A 17,486-nucleotide genomic window follows, 5' to 3' on the forward strand; every position below is an offset into this window, starting at 1 on the left:
AAGAAAAGATAAACTTTTTTAAAATGAGGAAAATATGGCTAAATTTATTTTTGTAACAGGTGGTGTACTTTCTTCATTGGGAAAGGGATTAGCCTCTGCCTCTATAGGTGCTCTTCTCGAAAGCAGGGGGCTAAAAGTGACCCTTATAAAGTTTGATCCGTACATTAATGTAGACCCGGGAACAATGAGCCCTTTTCAGCATGGCGAGGTATATGTAACCGATGATGGTGCTGAGACAGATCTTGATTTAGGTCACTATGAGAGATTTACAAGAGCAAAAATGGGTAAGATAAATAACGTTACCACAGGAAAGGTATATCATTCTGTAATTTCCAAAGAAAGAAGAGGTGATTATTTAGGAGGTACAGTTCAGGTAATTCCCCATATTACTGACGAGATAAAGAGTCATTTTTTAGCATTAGCTAATGGGCTTGATATAATCATCTGCGAAATAGGAGGTACAGTAGGCGATATTGAAGGACTCCCTTTTTTAGAGGCAATAAGGCAGTTCCGAACAGACATGGGTAGAGAAAATGTAATCTATATACATCTAACCTTAGTTCCGTATATAAAGACATCATTTGAGTTAAAAACAAAACCAACTCAACATAGTGTAAAGGAGTTATTACAAATAGGTATTCAACCAGACATCATCCTTTGTAGAACGGATAGACTTTTGGCAAAAGAGATAAAATCAAAAATTGCTTTATTTTGTAATGTTCCTGAAGAGGCGGTAATAACTGCTAAAGATGTAGAATGTATATATGAAGTTCCCCTTATATATAAACAGGAAGGACTAGACAATATTATTTCTAAGTTATTGAATCTTCAAACAAGAGAACCTGATTTAAATGAATGGGAAGAGATTGTAAGAAAGATAAAAAATCCCAAATCATCAGTTAAAATAGCTCTCGTTGGTAAATATATTGGTCTCAAGGATTCCTATAAGAGTCTTTTTGAAGCCTTAGTCCATGGGGGAATAGCGAATAATCTTAAGGTTGATGTGGAGTGGGTTGATTCAGAAGAGATAGAGGTAAAAGGAGCTGAGGATTTGCTGTCAAAAACAGATGGAATTCTTATTCCAGGTGGCTTTGGAAATAGAGGGATTGAGGGAAAGATATCCGCAGTTAAATTTGCGAGAGAAAATCGTATACCTTTTTTTGGAATTTGCTTGGGGATGCAATGTGCTGTAATTGAGTTTGCCAGAAATAAGTGCAAATTAGAAAATTCAAACAGCACTGAATTTGATCCAGACACACCTTACCCAGTGATAGATTATCTTCCAGGGCAAAAGGAAATCAAGGACAAAGGAGGAAGTATGAGACTTGGAGCTTATCCATGTGTCTTAGAAGAGGAATCATTGGCTCACAGGGCTTATGGAACAGAATCTATTTCGGAACGTCACAGACACAGATATGAGGTTAATAATAAATATAGGGAGATTTTTGAAAAGAATGGGCTAAAGGTAAGCGGTATTTCCCCTGATGGGAGTCTAGTTGAAATAATAGAATTGAATGACCATCCGTGGTTTTTGGGAGGACAGTTTCATCCTGAATTTAAATCATCTCCCAGACAACCCCATCCTCTTTTTAAAGATTTTATTAGAGCAGCCTTTCAACTTAAGACAAGTGATGAGGAAAAGGTATCAATAAAAGAAAAGTGAATTTAGAAAGTCGTGACAAAAAAAATCATGGTTAAAGAGATTAATATCTCAGGAGTACGGATTGGAGGTAAAGGAAATCCTATGGTTCTCATTGCAGGACCATGCGTTATCGAAAATGAGGATGAGATCCTTTTTTCTGCCGAAAGATTAAAGCAGATAGCTGAGAATGTTAACATACCGTTAATATTTAAATCCTCTTATGACAAAGCTAATCGGAGTTCGATTAGCTCTTTCAGAGGACCTGGTATTGAAAAAGGTCTAAAGATCTTAAGAAAGGTAAAAGAAGAGTTTAGGATTCCTATCTTATCAGACGTTCATGATAAGGAGGAGATAAAAGAAGCTGCAGAAGTTCTTGATATTATTCAAATCCCAGCATTTTTATGTCGACAAACAGACCTTGTTCTCTCTGCTGCGTCTTCAAAGAGGGTCATAAATGTAAAGAAAGCCCAGTTTCTCGCTCCTTGGGATGTTAAAAATATAATAGAAAAGATAGAATCTGTAGGTAACACCAATATCATCTTGACTGAAAGGGGATTTTCATTTGGATACAATAACCTCGTTTCTGATATGAGGTCTATTGTAATAATGCGCGACCTTGGTTATCCTGTAGCCTTTGACGTGTCCCATAGCCTTCAGCTCCCAGGAGGGCTTGGAAAATCATCAGGTGGACAGAGAGAATTTATACCATATTTAACGAGAGCTGCGGTTGCTACGGGTTGTGATGCTATTTTTATGGAGATACACAGAGAACCTGAGAGGGCATTGTGTGATGGGCCCAACATGATAAAGTTAGACGATTTACCCCCTTTGCTGACTCAGATTAAGATGATTGATGAAATTGTAAAAAGCAGTGACTAATTAAAACTATTAAGTCTTCTCATCCTCTTTTTTCTTATATAGATCCTTAAAGGGCTTAAAGATATCTATAGGTATCGGAAAAAGAGTTACTGAATTATTCTCAGTCGCAATCTCACTCAAAGTCTGTAAGTACCTTAACTGCAAAGCGATAGGGTGTTTTTCTATAACAGCAGCAGCCTGTACCATCTTATCAGCTGCCTGGTATTCTCCTTCTGCATTGATAACTTTGGCCCTTCTTTCTCTCTCTGCCTCTGCCTGCTTGGCGATTGCCCTTTGCATCTCTTGGGGAAGGTCCACATGTTTTATTTCTACATTGGTTACCTTAATTCCCCATGGGTCTGTATGTTTATCAAGGATGGATTGTAATTTGCTATTTATATTTTCTCTCTCAGATAAGAGTCCATCCAGTTCTACCTGTCCCAGCACACTTCTAAGGGTGGTTTGGGCCAATTGAGAGGTTGCGTAGATATAGTCTTCTACCTCAATCACTGCTTTTTCAGTGGACATGACCCTGAAATAAACAACAGCATTTACCTTTACTGATACATTATCCTTTGTAATGATATCTTGGGGAGGGACATCCATGACTATCAATCTGAGACTGACTTTTACCATTCTATCAATGATGGGCCACACAATGATTAATCCGGGTCCCTTTGGTTTGTAGTATCTTCCCAGTCTAAATATAACCCCTCTTTCATATTCTCTAAGCACCCTTAGAGAACTCAGTATTAACATGAAAAGGAATAAAAGGATTATTGGGAGACTAAAAAAAAGTTCCATTTACTCTTCCTCCTTAGATTTTGTGATAAATAATTTTAAACCCTCAACCTTAACAACTTTTATCTTTTCTCCTTTTTTTAGGGGCATATCGCTTATGGCATCCCATATCTCCGCATGAATAAAGACCTTGCCTCCTTTCTCTATATCCTCCTGAGCAATTCCAACTTCTCCTACAAGCCCTTCTGTTCCTGTTACTGCCTTTTTTTGATGTGTTCTGATGACAGCCCCAAAAAGGAAGAAGAAGAATGCTGCAGTAGCCAATGTCGTTGGAATAATGATCTTTAAGGATATTCTCAGAAAAGGGTAGGGTGAATCAATGAGCATAATGGAACCAATCACCATAGAAACGACTCCTCCCATGGTCAGCGCTCCATAGCTTACAACCTTAATCTCAAGCAGAAACATAACAATAGCAAGAATAATGAGTAGTAATCCAGCATAATTTATGGGTAACAACTGGAGGGCATAACCGCCTAAAATAAGGGCTATGGCTCCTATAAGTCCCGGGAAGACTACACCAGGATTTGATAATTCGAAAAACAGACCATAAAACCCAAGAATGATTAATAGAAAAGCTATGTTTGGGTCGGATATTACTGCGAGTATCTTTTGATGCCATTCCATTTCAAAATATTCAATCTTTACATCTTTCGTATTGATCGTGTAGATCTTTGAATCTATAGTAACCTTTTTCTTGTCTATTTTTTTTACTAATTCAGAGAGATCATTAGCTATGAGATCGATAACGCCTTTTTTCAATGCCTCGGTTTCAGAGATTGAAACACTTTTTCTAACAGCCTCCTCAGCCCATTTAGAATTTCGTCCCCTCTTTTCAGCGATTGACTTGATGTAAGCTACGGCATCATTATGAATCTTCTTTTTCATCTCTTCATCAATCTTGCCTGCACCAAGGGCAACAGGGGTAGCCGCACCCATATTTGTTCCGGGAGCCATTGCAGCGATATGAGCAGCAAGGGTAATATATGTACCTGCTGATGCTGCTCTGGAGCCGCTTGGAGCAACATATACTATAATAGGAATTTTAGAATTGAGGATTTTTTTAATTATGATCCTCATGGATTTATCTAAACCTCCAGGGGTATCCATTTGGATAATAAGGGCAACGGAATTTCTGCTAGAGGCTTTATCGATCCCATCCGTTATATATTCTGCAGTGATAGGATTGATAACTCCTTCAACCTTGAGGACATTAATTTCATTTTGCGCGTATAAAAAAGAGGGTGGAAGAATTATAATAAAAGTTAAAAGAGTAATTATTTTAGATTTCATATTTAAACTTTAGATATCATTTAATAAAATCTTATTAAAATATACCACAATAAAATAAATTTTACAACTTGTTATCTTTTGGAAAGTTACTAAATTTTTTGACCAAAAAATTTAGAGTTCGGATACTTAAAAACTTTATTTCTTATTGAAATGATTAAAACTCGTTCTTCTTATTCATAAGTTTTCTTCTTTTTCCCTTGCTTCTTCCTGAGAATCTAAAGAGTTTAAACTAAAACTTTTGATACTAATTTTGGAAAATGACTAAGCATTTATTTTTACTATATATTTTTGAAAGATACCTTCTACAAATACCTCTTGACAATTGAGGCTAATTATATTATAAAAATAAGTAATTATAAGAACTTAGCGACTCCTTAAAGGAGGAAATAGTATGTCAGATAAAGATCAACCTACCGATCTTACAAATCCCCAACAATCTAAAGATACTTCAGAACAAGAGCTTTCTGAGTTAAAAGAATTAGTAAAAGATGCATCTCAGGAGAGAAAAAATCTTAAGACACTCATAGAATATGTTGAGGGCAAATCCAAAGAGATTTTAGAAAAAAGAGACACGATTGAGGGTATAGATGAAAAGGTATCACGTTTCAGTGCCATACTAGAAACGTTGGAGAGAAAAAGTAAAGATTTCTCTTGGATGGAAGAGAGGTTAAAAGAAACAGAAAAAACGACCAAAACATTAGAGAAAGTTTTCGAAGAGACTAAGAGACAAATCGATCGCCTTAATATACTTTCAGAACATGTAAATTCAAAGATACAAGATTTATCCCTTCAGCGAGGGGTGGTAGAGAAGGCTAATGAAGATGCTGGAAAGCTCAATGTACTCTTATGGGATATGGAATCAAAGATGAGAAAGTTATCTGAAGAGAACAAATTAATCAAGAAGACGGATAGGAGTATTGTCAAATTAGAAGGGATGTTAGAAGAGACTTCAGCCAAGGCAAAGATGTTTGAAGATTTTAAGTTATTAATGAAGGAAGCCTCTGGAAAGATTACTAATCTTCAGGCTCTTACAGGTGATCTGGATAGTAAAATATTAAGAATTTCTAGGGAAAAAGAAGTGATAGGTAACTTAACTGCCGATACAGAAAGACTGCAGTCTATGTTAGATAATATGCAGGTAAGTATAGACCAGTTGATAAAACAGGATATTACAGTTGAAGATACAAGAAAAGAGATTGGAAATATGACTCCAATGTTGGAAGATCTGAAGGTTGAAATTAAAACTGTATTGGAGAAGACAGGTCTTATAAAGAAAGTGAATGAACGTTTAAATGAGTTAGAATCCGTTAATGAGAAATTAGAAATGGATATTGTTCAAATTATTGAAGAGAAGAAAGATGTGGATAATATAGGAACAAGGGTAGATCAATTAAAGTCTCTATTAAAAGATGATATTGAGGTGAAGGTTGAAGAGTTGAAAGAAGAAATTCAGATTGCTGATATTCTTAAAGAAAGGATCTCTGGATTTCATGACTTAGCTGAGGATATACAAGGCAAGATTGATAGATTTAATGAGGAGATGAAGATCGCTGATGAGATTGAAGAAAGATTAGCTCAGTTAAGGAATCTCTTTGATGAAACAAAAGAACAACTCGAAAACATATCGAGCGGAAGACAATTAGTAGAAGAAGTGAATAAAAAGATCAGTGACTTAAATAACATGGTATTAAATCTCGATATAAAGTTGGAGAGCCAGCTCCAAAGAAAATCTGCATTAGAAAAGATGGAAAAAAGGCTAGATGGTTTAGACTTTTTTATGGAAGAAGCAAATTTAAAGGCAGATCGAACAGCCAAAAAGTTGGAATTTATTGAAAAGATAGAAAAGAGAATTGAAAATTTAAGCCCGATTTTAGAAGACATAGAAGGGAAGATCCTTGATCTTACTAAAGAAAAGGCAGCGGTTGATGCACAGGAGAAAAGAATAAACCAGTTTACTTCTCAGATGTCAACTCTCACTGACGAAATCAATAAAAAACTTGAAGAAATTCAAGCAGGAAAAGAAGATTTCATAAAACTGCATGAAATAAAAGATAGTTTAGATACAACTTTGGATGATCTGAGGAATAAGTCAGATGAGATTGCAAAAAAAGAGGAAATGGTGATAAAGGTCGAGAATAAGATATCAGCTCTAGATAATATTGCCGAAGACATAGAAAAAAGAATTGAGACTTTAAAGGAAGAAGAAGAGTTCGTAATTAAAACTGAAAAGAGGGTAAGTACTTTAGATTCAATATCTAAGAATGTTGAGAAGAGGATGGCTGAAATACAAAAAGAGAAAGAGACCATTGTGAATACACAAGAAAGTGTTGCGACTCTTCAATCATTAATCCAAGATATAAAGGCACAAATGAAGAGGATTACAAAAGAAAATGAAAACTTAGAAGGAATTGGAGACCAGGTAGATAAACTTTCCTCAATAATGAATGAGGTTGAAAATAGAATTGGTTTCTTAAATCAAAAAATTAAAATAATTGATGAAGCAGAGCTGAGAATAGACAATTTAAGTCTCTTAATGGAAGATGTAAAGGTAAAGACAACAAATCTTCAGAAGGAGGAAAAACTGATTAATATGGCTAGCGAACAATCTGCAAGGCTTAGGTTTCTCCTTGGAGAAGTTGAGAAAAAGATAGAGGAATATTCTAATATGAAAGGTTCAAAGTCCTGATTGAGAAGAAAGGAGTGATTTTGTAACTTATCATTTCTTAAGTAATTAATTTCTCGGGGTACGATATATGTTTTTTAAAAAAAGAAAAAAGGTATATGCCTTTTGGATATCAGAGACTCCGAGGATTAGAAAAAGAAAAGTCCTGTGTCTCTATATTCCTTTATCAATTTCTGGTATTTTGTCAATATTTCTTATTACGGCCTTCCTTTTTTATTTTATTTTTAAGATCCCAAGTATTGAAGATTTTCAAAGCTACAAACTTCCTCTCGCTTCAAAAGTATATTCTGATGACGGAGAATTAATCGGAGAATTTTTTCTCGAAAAGAGGATTTTCGTACCGCTATCAAAAGTCCCCAGACATTTCAAAGAGGCAATCATTTCTGTTGAAGATACACGTTTTTATAGTCATAGAGGAATTGACCTTTTAGGGATATTAAGAGCCTTTTACTCAAATATTAAAGCGGGTGAGGTTGTTGAGGGAGGAAGCACTATAACGCAACAATTAGTAAGATCATTATTTTTTAATAGAGAAAAGAAATTATCTAGAAAGATTAAAGAGATATTGCTTGCCATTAAGTTAGAAAGAAAGATATCAAAAGATAAGATATTAGAACTGTATCTTAATCAGATATATTTTGGTCATGGGGCTTATGGTATTGAAGCTGCGTCTCAGGCTTATTTTGGAAAATCTGTAGATGAAATAGATTTACAAGAAAGTGCTCTGTTAGCAGGGCTGCCTCAGGCCCCAAGCGCCTATTCTCCATTTATTAATCCCAAAAAGGCTTTTAAAAGAAGAAACCATGTATTGAAAAGAATGATGATGGAAAAAAAGATTTCATCCTCAGACTTCAAAATTACAGAAAAAAGCCCTCTTGGACTTAATGTTCGTAATGAGAGAAAAGTAGGCAATTATTTCATTGAATATGTGAGACAGCAGTTGGAGGAAAAATATAAAAATTCTCTGCTTTATAAGGGGGGGTTGCATATATATACAACATTAAATAAAGAAATGCAAGAAAATGCAGAAGATGCTTTAAGAGAAGGCTTATTAAAATTGGATAAAAGACAAAGAATGTTAAACATTGTGAATGGAGATAATTCTGTTCCAGAAGCAGAAGGTTCATTACTAGCCTGTGAACCTAAAACAGGATATATCAAGGCGTTGGTGGGAGGATTTGATTTCAATAGAAGTAAATTTAATAGAGCTATTCAGGCTAAGAGACAACCTGGATCAGCCTTCAAACCAATACTCTATCTTGCAGCTTTAGATAACGGTTTTACCCCTGCTGATATTATAATCGATTCTCCTATTGTACATGTTAATTTAGATACACAAAGAAACTGGAAGCCAAATAATTATAATAGGATGTTTTCAGGCAAGACAACTCTAAGAAATGCATTAGCTTTTTCCAGAAATGTGATTTCAGTTAAATTATTAGAAAGGGTCGGGATTGATAGAGTTATAGAATATGCAAAAATTTTGGGTATTAAAAGCCCATTAACAAGAAACCTTTCTCTTGCTTTAGGCACATCGGAAGTTTCTTTATTGGAGCTAACCTCGTCTTTTGGGGTTTTTGCTAGTGGTGGCTTTAAGGCGGAACCTATTCCAATAAAGTATATTTTGGATAGGGATGGAAAAATCCTCGATGTTTTTGAGATTAAAAAGAAGAGAGTTATTAGCGAAGAAACGGCCTATCTTATGACAAGTATGTTAGAGGAGGTAGTTAAAAACGGTACAGGTAGAAATGCCAGATCAATTAAAAGACCCATAGCAGGGAAAACAGGAACGACTGATAATTTTATGGATTCTTGGTTTATAGGTTTTACTCCAAATTTAGTAGCTGGTGTTTGGGTTGGTTTTGATGAGCCAAGAAGTCTTGGACCTCAAGAAACTGGTTCAAAAACAGCCTTGCCCATTTTTGTGAAATTTATGAAAAAATCTTTAAAAGATGTCCCAATACAAAATTTTTCTCCTCCCAATGACGTCACTTTTGTTAAGATAGATAAAGAAACAGGACAATTGGCAACCAAGGATTGTCCTACTAAAAATGTTATATTTGAGGTGTTTAAAAAAGGAACAGAACCAACAAGGTATTGTGATATTCACAGTAAGAGCAAAGGTAATTTTTTACAAACTGATTTCATTAGAATAACTGACCAATCTTTATCAGATAGCATCCACTAGCTTAATCTTCTTCGCTACCCAAATGATTTGAATCTTTTCTACCTTCTTTATCGTGTTTGGTCTGAGATTCAGAAGTAATAAGAAGGTCAATTTTCCTCTCGATTTTTTCAATGCTTTTTAGGCATTTTTTGATTTCTCTTTGTTCTAATATTATTTCTTTAATAAGTCTTTTAATACCAAATATAGAGAAGGGCAGAATAGTCCATACTATAAAAGATAGTATACAAATAAGAAGGATAAAAATTAAAAGACCGCCCAAAATATGACCTATGCCACCCAAATCAATTAAATCAATAGTATTTCCCATAAGTCCTCCTTCTTAAATTACAAAATTATAAGTCAAAAAATTGTCAAGAAAAACAATTTTTTGACTTAAACAAAAGTTTTTTCTAAATAAAAAATACTATCAATAATTCTTAATAATTGTTTTATTTCTCAAAAATGCTTTTTAAATTACATTCATCTTTTTCTGGCACAGAATTTGCGTATTTACCTTTTTAGTAAAAAGATTAATTACTATTAGTTTAGTAAAAAAGGCTTAATGGGTCAATAAAATAAGAAATAGCCGGGCAATTAATTCCTTTAGTGAATAAGTAAATATTTCCTAATTCAAAAATATTAAAAAGGAATCTGTAATGTTTGAAGAAGATTCAAGGGAAGAATTTAAGGATCTTATAGAAGCAGTTACAGAAGCAATTAAAAGCTCAGAGAAGGTAAAAGAAATACTTTATAAACTTTATCAAGAAAAAACGATTTCTCCAAAAGCTATTTTGGCTTTATTTCTTAAAATGCACGTAAGTTTTTTGGAAAACGAGGTAAATCAAGAAAGAATAAAAGAGAATGATGGGAGTATCGATGATATTAAAGTTTCACCCTACCCAAAAACTATTGATGGGAGGTTGATGAGTCCTAGAGAAGCGGCATTTGAGGATTATTGTAGAGAGAAATTTGATGAAAAAAAATGGCTCAAACAATTAGGTATCAAGTTTGAAAATTAAAAATTCCTTCCATGATATAATTATTAAACCATTTTTAGATAAAAATTAATCCTGTTTTATATTCCCAGATCTGTTATCTATTTGAATAAATTCCACAGTCATATAATTACCCTTTAACGATAAAAGACCTATATATCTAAAGGGTCAATGAGGCTTTTAGAATAATTATCTATTCTTAAAAATCAATTTTTACTTGAAATGTATTGAGTGAGATGTTAGATTACAAAAAACATATCAAATTCTTCCATAAACTTAAAGAGGTGGGAAACTATTTCTTTATCTTTAACTTTTTTAAAAGATATTATCTTTTTTTAAAAATTATCTATAAATGAGGTGTTGTTATGACTAACCTAAAACAACAAATGTATAAAGAATTTGCCCAAGAAGGTATCAATCAACTTATAGAAGAATATAAAAGGAAATATAAACCTAAGAAAGAAGATAGATTTAATTATAATGGTATCACTTATGAAATTGGGCCAATAAAAATAACAGATGGTATAGAATTTGAGATTAGTTCAAAGATTCCTCAAGAAGAACTGTCAAAGAAAGCTACTTTAACTACCTATTTCAGAGAGGTGAAGAAAATAATCTCGAACGCAGAGAAAAAACCTTATTCTATAGATAAAGAAAATATCATTCGAGAAATAAGTGAGGATGAAAAAAAAGAAAGAGACTATGTAAAGCTGAGATACGTTTATTTGGACAACGAATTATATAACAATGAAGAAATATTAAAAAGGTCTGAGGAAATAATAAAGAACCCACAAAAACATAAAATTCCAGAAATCTATGGTATTAACACTTTAGCTGGTAAGTTAGTTGTATTATCTATAAGAGATGCAATTTATAAAAAAGCCAAAGAAAATATGAATGATTTAATCAGTGCAAATGAGCAAGTAAGAAAGAAATTTAAAAAAGATGGCAAGTAGATTTATAAAAGAAAAGGAGAATAAAATTAATAATGTATTTAAAGAAAGAAGAAAGTTTCAAAGAATAAATGCACCTCTAAGCGTTGAATTTGTAGTTAAGAGTAAGTCCTCTAAAGATGGTAATGAAAAAGCATCAGGTATTTTCATGGGAAAAATTGGGGATTTAAGCGAAGGAGGGCTTTCTTTAAATACAACAACCTTACAATATATGAACAGAGAAGATATCTTTGAAGATATCTCAAATTTTCTTAATACAGATGTTTTAATTAACAGTAAAATTTCTATAAAAATTCCTATATTGAATAAGGAAATAGATGGAGAAATTAAAAGAGCTGAATGTATACCTATAAAAAATAAACCTTATAATTTTATAACAATTGGTGTTGCTTTTGAAAAATTAGAGAAAGTTGATTTTGAGTTTCTAAAAAGATATATTTTACCAAAACAGAAAAAAGAATAAATAAGTCTTTATTTAGATAGAAGGGAAATTTAATTCAATCATTATTCTAATGATTCTAATATCATCTTTTCGGCAATTTTTTTTGAGTCAGTTTGGTAGGTTCCTTTTTTAATAGCCTGTTTAAGTTCCCTAATCTTTTCTTCTCTGATATCAGGGGTCTCCTTTAAAATCTCAGTTATTTTATGGAGATTTTTTGCTTTAGAGGATAAATGAACACTATCAGTCGAAGCAGACTTGGAGTGATTAATATCCGTTTTCCCAAGTTTGTTCTTGTCCTTAGTACGTTGAATATTTTTTAATATTTCGCTATTTATACCTGATTTATCATTATGAATCTTCATTGAAAAGCCTCTCTTTCTCCCTTTAAGATTTTCTAACTTTTAATCGGTAAAATATATTAAATTTAGAATATTTTTTATAAGTATCTTATTCTCAAGATAAAATTTGTTATACCGATAATGTTTAAAACTGCTTTTGTTATAATAGTTTTTTAAATATACATCTTTATTTTTATAAAGTCAAATTTTGCAAAATATATGCCAGTGGTTTTATTTAAAAGATAACTTTGATAACCTATTAATTTTATGGTAGTTACAGATGAATAAAGTTTTAAATTGGAAAGAGAAAGTGACAATAAGTTGACACGAATTGAATGAAATAAAAAATTATGTTAAAATAATATTGCTAAATCATTAAAATACTTACAGATATAAAGAGATTACCAATGATACATAACACTGTTTTAATTATAGATAATAATGACGATAATATAAAATATATAAAAGACAATTTATCTGCTTCAGGCTATAAACCGATTATTGCAGATAAAAGAGATGGGATTATAGAAAGTATATTAGATCTAAGACCTGATCTCGTTATTTTAAATGATGAGATTCTAAAAAATAAATTTGAGAAATTCTGTAATGACTTTAAATCCAATTCTGACCTGAAGTATACTCCCATAATTTTTATCTCTTTTAAAAAGGATATTGAAAAACTCAAAATTATCTCTAATGAGTTAGTATTTGACTATGTTCTTCGCCCTTTTGATTTTGAAGAACTGAATAGCAAAATACAGATATTTTTAAGAATAAAAGCCCTTCAAACCGAGGTTGATTCAAAAATTAAATCATTAGCACATAATTTGTCTTTATCACATGATTTAGCTGAGTTTACTAATAAAATAAATTCTTTAAATTTAGATGATATCGTTAAGACGGTTAAGGAAAGGATTCCTTCCTTAATAAATGTAAAATATTTTACGTTATATACGTATGATGAAAAAGAGGATAATTTAAAAGTATTAGTTCATAACTATAAGAGATTGAAGAAAAATGAAAAAATTATTTGTCACGCATCAAAGAATAAGATTATAACCCCTTTTCTCTTAAATAAAGATAAGTTATTAAGGAAGAAAAAATTATTAATTATTCCTCTATATTTGGAAAGAAGACTCTTAGGAGTTTTAAATCTAAAAGAGCCACTTGAAGGTCAATTTGATGAGGAGGATATAGATAAAGCTAATAGGATTTCACAGCAACTAGCAAGTGCTATTAGAAACTGTCAGAAGTATAAAAGAATAGAGAATTTATCTATTACTGATGAATTAACAGGACTTTATAACTATAGATACTTTCAGGAAAGATTATCTGAGGAGTTTAAAAGGGTCAAGAGATCTGAACGGCCGTTTTCTATCATATTAATAGATATAGATCATTTTAAAAATATTAACGATACTTACGGACATAAACAAGGAGACAAGGTACTGAGGGAGATTGCTGAGATAATCAAATTTGGTTTGCGGGATTTTGATATTGCCGCCAGATATGGAGGAGAGGAATTTGCATTACTTCTGCCAGATACTGATTTATTAGAATCTGTTATCGTTGCTGAAAGAACGAGGAAAAGAATTCAGAATCATGGTTTTTCAAAAAATGATATTCACTTTAAAGTTACGATAAGTCTAGGCGTAACGACTTATCATTATGGAGATAAAATAAATCAAGATCGACTGCTAGAAGAGGCTGATAGGCTTCTATACAAGGCTAAAAAAAGTGGGAGAAATCGAGTGTGTCATCCGAAATTAATCAGTGAAAGGCCAAGGAGGAAGACAGAGGTTACAAAAGAAGAAAAAAGAGAACTGTTTTGATTTATAATCATTGATCTCCTTTATATTTTTTAAAATTTTCAAATCATTTCACCTTCTAAAATTATAATGATTCCTTACACCTGAATAGCAAGTTTTTGATTGCAATATTGACAATTATTATTATTAAGATAGGTCTTACTTGTAAATCCAAATCGCTTTATGACTATTTTATTACAATGAGGACAGAATGTATTTTCAAATTCATTTCCAGGAACATTGCCAGCATAAATATACCGAAGACCTTTGGATTTTCCAATTTCTATAGCTTTATAAATGGTATCAACAGGTGTAGGACTGAGATGAAGCAACTTATATGAAGGATGAAATCTAGAGATGTGCCAAGGGATATCCCTGCTCATTTTACTAATAAAAGTGGCAATATCTCTTAACTCTTCTTCGCTATCATTACTACCAGGGATAATGAGTGTGGTAATTTCTATAAATATCCCTTGATGAAAACACCACTCAATGCAATCCAATACAGGTTTTAAGCTTCCCTTTGTTATTTTTTTGTAAAAATCTTCTCGAAAAGATTTGAGGTCTATATTTGCAGCATCTAAATAAGGCCTTATCGTTTCCAATGCTTCTCTTGTTATATAGCCATTGGTCACAAAGATATTTTTGATGCCTTTTTTATTTGCAAGGATTGCCGTATCATATGCATATTCAAAAAAGATGGTTGGCTCCGTATAAGTATAAGCGATGCTTTGACATCTTTCCGTTTCTGCGCCTTTTACCAGTTCCTCTGGAGGCATGTCACGACCAATGATTCTAAAGTATTTTTCAGAACCTACTTGGGATATTTCAGCATTTTGACAATTGAGACATCTGAGGTTGCATCCAACCGTAGCAACAGAAAAGGCCCTGCTCTTTGGATAAAAATGAAATAATGGTTTTTTTTCAATAGGGTCTACATGAACGGCTACTGCCTTTCCATATACCAATGAGTACAAGATTCCATTTTGATTTTCTCTAACACCACAAAATCCTCTTTTGCCTTGAACAATCTTACAATAATGAGGACAGAGATAGCATCTAACCGTTTTATCACCTATATTCTCATAGAACATTGCTTCTTTCATATTTTTATCACTCTTTCAATTCTATTGTTTAGAAAAAAATTATAATTTTTAATTGTATAAAGAGACAAAACTATTGTCAAAGAGAAATTGTCTTCAAGAGGATCTATAGAAACATCGGAGAATTCGAAAATTAATGAAGACTAAGGACAGATAAGCTAAGGTAAATATATGGATTGAGATCTAAAAATTATTAAGATAAATGGATTAATTTTTTTTGAGATTAAAAAGGGAGAGTAATTTGAAAACAATATTATTCTTTTTAAATTCAGGATTCGTTTCGATATCCAGCATTTTAATGTTTCCTTGATAGCTTACAATATTTGGATTTATGGTGATATTTGCCAGTTTTCGTGTTACGTTTTTTATTTTTTGGGATTCTTTCTGGATTACCTTAAGTTTATTAACTATCTTTTTGTTAAGATCATTTTCTTTTTGCAACAGAAGTTCTAAATTTAGCAAGACTACCATTAAAGGCGTATTGATTTCATGATTGATTGTTGCAGCAATCTGAGTTATTGCATCAAACCTTTCTTTTTCAATTGATTCTTTATCCTGTTTTAAGAAATTTTCTTTCAATAGCAATCACCCTCTACTAAAATTTCTGGACTAAATAAAAAAAATTTTTAAACTTTTTTGATCCTTCCACCTATTAATAATTTATTTATTTCTTCTTTATTGAATCTCCATTGCTTTCCTATTTTGTATCCTGGTATTTTGCCTTCTTTTGCATATTTATAAACAGTTACTTCATTCAATTTAAGATAATCAGCGAGTTCTTGAGCAGTTATTATTTCCATAACTCTATTTTTTTATTCTGAAGAAGTACAATAGAATTTAAATTTCTCAATATAAACTCTTTTAAGTAAATTTGAGCAATATTCATACCAATTGAGTCAAATTAATATAAAATGAGTGAGAAAGTGATATTAATCAATTAATTTATAAAGAGTTAATGAAATGATAATAATTCTGATAAAAGTAATAAAAAATTTTATAATTGTCAAAATATTGTCACAATTTGTCAGATAACTGTCAGTATTTAGAGCAAAAATCAGTCTAAATCATACTTTTTAATTTTTGGGGAAGGTTAATTTTTGTGATTGACAAAATTCTTAAAGGAGGGTTGTTTATTATAAATTTATTTAGATTTTCATCTGTAAACTTTATATATCCGTTTAATCTTTTTACCATCTTTAAAATAATCTATAAATTTTAAATTTCCATTTTCTTGGTACATCTTAAATGGACCATCTAATTTTCCATCTCTATAGCTCATCTCTGCCCTTAAATTTCCGTTCCAGTAATATACCTTGTGTATACCATCAGGCTTACCATTTTTGTAAATTTTCTCTACGCCTAATGTTCCGTTTTCATTATATATTACTTCTGTAGCTACTCCTTTAATTTTGTCGTAGTTAATTATTTTAATTAATTTTCCATTCTTATAATATTTTTTTATGGTAGCTTTATATTTTAAACCAAAAACAGACGCTTTAGTCCTGTAAAAAAAATTTTTAATTACCCTCATTAATCTACGATTTTTATTGATTCTTTCAACCGCAAGGCTAAAGGATAATTCAGCGGGAGACATCTGTTAATTTCTTTTTATATATCTGATATAATTAACTTTATTAAGATCTTTTTAGTGTACACACATTGGATAAAATATAATAAGCAAAAATAAAAATGACAAATAAAATCTTCTTTTTTTGTATGATTTTTATAAAAATTAAGATTTATAAATTTGGCTGGATAAAAGAAGTGAAATATTTTTTAGAGGCTATACTAAGAAGGGTATATATAGTCTAAATCTTTTATAAAATTAGTTAAAGTCGGAGAAAGAGAATTCAACTACTGCTTACAGGCAGTTTTATGGTAAAGGTTGTTCCTTTCTTTTCTTTGCTCTTAACCAAAATATCCCCATTATGAGCCTTGATAATCCCATAAGAAATAGAAAGACCCAATCCCGTCCCCTTCTCCCTCTTCTTCGTGCTAAAAAAGGGCTCAAAGATCTTGTCCCTTATCTCCTCAGGGATGCCTAAACCTGTATCACTGACATTAATATGGACCACCCCATTATCCTCCCCTGTCTGAATCCTTATTTCACCACCCTCTTGCATCGCATCCTGGGCATTTAAGATGAGATTTAATAAAACCTGATGCATCTGCTGGGAAGAAACCATCACCTTCGGCAGGTCAGATGAAAACTCCTCCACCACCTTTATATTACTCAGAGAAAGCTGGTTCTTTGTTAGAGATAGGGTCTTCTTTACAATACTGTTGATATCCTCTAAACTCCTTGCCTCTGTTTCAGGACGATGAAAGGCTAAGAGCTGTTTGACGATCTTGGCAATCCTGTTGATTCCCTCCTGGGTTAATCCCAAAAGCTCCCTGCTCTTC

17 protein-coding genes are annotated in these 17,486 nt (G+C 32.2%); 8 read left to right on the plus strand and 9 right to left on the minus strand.

The genetic code is table 11. The annotated features are described in order from the left end of the window. Positions 1 to 34 precede the first annotated feature (34 nt). Positions 35 to 1,663 carry a CTP synthase gene (locus VMW81_05945; protein HUU50479.1) on the plus strand — a complete coding sequence of 543 codons (1,629 nt, stop codon included), beginning with the start codon at positions 35 to 37 and terminating at the stop codon, positions 1,661 to 1,663. A gap of 27 nt (positions 1,664 to 1,690) precedes the next feature. Beyond that, positions 1,691 to 2,521: a 3-deoxy-8-phosphooctulonate synthase gene (gene kdsA, locus VMW81_05950; GenBank protein ID HUU50480.1), complete on the plus strand. Its 831-nt coding sequence runs from the start codon at positions 1,691 to 1,693 to the stop codon at positions 2,519 to 2,521. A 9-nt stretch (positions 2,522 to 2,530) separates the two neighbouring features. Here kdsA and VMW81_05955 read toward each other — a convergent pair whose 3' ends face one another. Beyond that, positions 2,531 to 3,304 (minus strand): slipin family protein, encoded by a 774-nt coding sequence (locus tag VMW81_05955; GenBank protein HUU50481.1) that lies wholly within the window; start codon positions 3,302 to 3,304, stop codon positions 2,531 to 2,533. Further along, the gene (locus VMW81_05960) at positions 3,305 to 4,594 is read right to left on the minus strand and encodes a nodulation protein NfeD (protein HUU50482.1); all 1,290 of its coding nucleotides are present in this window, start codon (positions 4,592 to 4,594) and stop codon (positions 3,305 to 3,307) included. A gap of 391 nt (positions 4,595 to 4,985) precedes the next feature. On the opposite strand from VMW81_05960, the gene VMW81_05965 reads away from it, so the two are divergent. Beyond that, the gene (locus VMW81_05965; protein HUU50483.1) at positions 4,986 to 7,280 is read left to right on the plus strand and encodes a hypothetical protein; all 2,295 of its coding nucleotides are present in this window, start codon (positions 4,986 to 4,988) and stop codon (positions 7,278 to 7,280) included. 67 nt (positions 7,281 to 7,347) lie between these two features. Next, positions 7,348 to 9,465 carry a PBP1A family penicillin-binding protein gene (locus VMW81_05970; protein ID HUU50484.1) on the plus strand — a complete coding sequence of 706 codons (2,118 nt, stop codon included), beginning with the start codon at positions 7,348 to 7,350 and terminating at the stop codon, positions 9,463 to 9,465. Between the two features lies 1 nt (position 9,466). On the opposite strand, the gene VMW81_05975 is transcribed toward VMW81_05970, so the two are convergent. Further along, entirely contained in the window at positions 9,467 to 9,772 is a 306-nt protein-coding gene (locus VMW81_05975) for a hypothetical protein (protein HUU50485.1), read from the minus strand. Positions 9,773 to 10,100: 328 nt separating this feature from the next. Here VMW81_05975 and VMW81_05980 point away from each other — a divergent pair, with 328 nt between their 5' ends. The 3 genes from VMW81_05980 to VMW81_05990 all read left to right on the plus strand — a co-directional run bounded on the left by VMW81_05980 (position 10,101) and on the right by VMW81_05990 (position 11,855). Then, complete coding sequence (locus VMW81_05980; protein ID HUU50486.1) at positions 10,101 to 10,463, plus strand: hypothetical protein; 363 nt, start codon at positions 10,101 to 10,103, stop codon at positions 10,461 to 10,463. Between the two features lie 341 nt (positions 10,464 to 10,804). After that, positions 10,805 to 11,395 (plus strand): hypothetical protein, encoded by a 591-nt coding sequence (locus VMW81_05985; protein ID HUU50487.1) that lies wholly within the window; start codon positions 10,805 to 10,807, stop codon positions 11,393 to 11,395. Beyond that, positions 11,385 to 11,855: a PilZ domain-containing protein gene (locus VMW81_05990; GenBank protein HUU50488.1), complete on the plus strand. Its 471-nt coding sequence runs from the start codon at positions 11,385 to 11,387 to the stop codon at positions 11,853 to 11,855. Before VMW81_05985 ends, VMW81_05990 begins: the two co-directional genes overlap by 11 nt. A 41-nt stretch (positions 11,856 to 11,896) precedes the next feature. Here the strand turns inward: VMW81_05990 and flgM are convergent, their stop codons facing one another. Next, positions 11,897 to 12,196, minus strand: coding sequence for a flagellar biosynthesis anti-sigma factor FlgM (gene flgM, locus VMW81_05995; protein ID HUU50489.1), 300 nt, complete (start codon positions 12,194 to 12,196; stop codon positions 11,897 to 11,899). A gap of 383 nt (positions 12,197 to 12,579) precedes the next feature. Here flgM and VMW81_06000 point away from each other — a divergent pair, with 383 nt between their 5' ends. Continuing rightward, the gene (locus VMW81_06000; protein ID HUU50490.1) at positions 12,580 to 14,004 is read left to right on the plus strand and encodes a diguanylate cyclase; all 1,425 of its coding nucleotides are present in this window, start codon (positions 12,580 to 12,582) and stop codon (positions 14,002 to 14,004) included. A 74-nt stretch (positions 14,005 to 14,078) separates the two neighbouring features. Here the strand turns inward: VMW81_06000 and amrS are convergent, their stop codons facing one another. The 5 genes from amrS to VMW81_06025 form a co-directional block, all read right to left on the minus strand. Further along, positions 14,079 to 15,086 carry an AmmeMemoRadiSam system radical SAM enzyme gene (gene amrS, locus VMW81_06005; GenBank protein HUU50491.1) on the minus strand — a complete coding sequence of 336 codons (1,008 nt, stop codon included), beginning with the start codon at positions 15,084 to 15,086 and terminating at the stop codon, positions 14,079 to 14,081. Positions 15,087 to 15,290: 204 nt separating this feature from the next. Next, positions 15,291 to 15,662, minus strand: a complete 372-nt coding sequence (locus tag VMW81_06010) for a histidine kinase dimerization/phospho-acceptor domain-containing protein (GenBank protein HUU50492.1) — start codon at positions 15,660 to 15,662, stop codon at positions 15,291 to 15,293. 47 nt (positions 15,663 to 15,709) lie between these two features. Next, on the minus strand, positions 15,710 to 15,883 hold the full coding sequence (locus VMW81_06015) for a helix-turn-helix domain-containing protein (protein ID HUU50493.1): 174 nt from the start codon (positions 15,881 to 15,883) through the stop codon (positions 15,710 to 15,712). Between the two features lie 353 nt (positions 15,884 to 16,236). Next, positions 16,237 to 16,677, minus strand: a complete 441-nt coding sequence (locus tag VMW81_06020) for a hypothetical protein (GenBank protein ID HUU50494.1) — start codon at positions 16,675 to 16,677, stop codon at positions 16,237 to 16,239. Positions 16,678 to 16,933: 256 nt separating this feature from the next. After that, a partial coding sequence (locus VMW81_06025) for an ATP-binding protein (GenBank protein HUU50495.1) occupies positions 16,934 to 17,486 on the minus strand: 553 nt, incomplete at its 5' end.

Source organism: Nitrospinota bacterium (assembly GCA_035528715.1).
GTDB lineage: Bacteria > JADFOP01 > JADFOP01 > DATKYB01 > DATKYB01 > DATKYB01.

Bases quoted from the DNA above. Each gene is read 5' to 3' on its own strand.
- VMW81_05945 (HUU50479.1), top strand. From the start codon at position 35: ATGGCTAAATTTATTTTTGTAACAGGTGGTGTACTTTCTTCATTGGGA.
- kdsA (HUU50480.1), top strand. From the start codon at position 1,691: ATGGTTAAAGAGATTAATATCTCAGGAGTACGGATTGGAGGTAAAGGA.
- VMW81_05955 (HUU50481.1), bottom strand. From the start codon at position 3,304: ATGGAACTTTTTTTTAGTCTCCCAATAATCCTTTTATTCCTTTTCATG.
- VMW81_05960 (HUU50482.1), bottom strand. From the start codon at position 4,594: ATGAAATCTAAAATAATTACTCTTTTAACTTTTATTATAATTCTTCCA.
- VMW81_05965 (HUU50483.1), top strand. From the start codon at position 4,986: ATGTCAGATAAAGATCAACCTACCGATCTTACAAATCCCCAACAATCT.
- VMW81_05970 (HUU50484.1), top strand. From the start codon at position 7,348: ATGTTTTTTAAAAAAAGAAAAAAGGTATATGCCTTTTGGATATCAGAG.
- VMW81_05975 (HUU50485.1), bottom strand. From the start codon at position 9,772: ATGGGAAATACTATTGATTTAATTGATTTGGGTGGCATAGGTCATATT.
- VMW81_05980 (HUU50486.1), top strand. From the start codon at position 10,101: ATGTTTGAAGAAGATTCAAGGGAAGAATTTAAGGATCTTATAGAAGCA.
- VMW81_05985 (HUU50487.1), top strand. From the start codon at position 10,805: ATGACTAACCTAAAACAACAAATGTATAAAGAATTTGCCCAAGAAGGT.
- VMW81_05990 (HUU50488.1), top strand. From the start codon at position 11,385: ATGGCAAGTAGATTTATAAAAGAAAAGGAGAATAAAATTAATAATGTA.
- flgM (HUU50489.1), bottom strand. From the start codon at position 12,196: ATGAAGATTCATAATGATAAATCAGGTATAAATAGCGAAATATTAAAA.
- VMW81_06000 (HUU50490.1), top strand. From the start codon at position 12,580: ATGATACATAACACTGTTTTAATTATAGATAATAATGACGATAATATA.
- amrS (HUU50491.1), bottom strand. From the start codon at position 15,086: ATGAAAGAAGCAATGTTCTATGAGAATATAGGTGATAAAACGGTTAGA.
- VMW81_06015 (HUU50493.1), bottom strand. From the start codon at position 15,883: ATGGAAATAATAACTGCTCAAGAACTCGCTGATTATCTTAAATTGAAT.
- VMW81_06020 (HUU50494.1), bottom strand. From the start codon at position 16,677: ATGTCTCCCGCTGAATTATCCTTTAGCCTTGCGGTTGAAAGAATCAAT.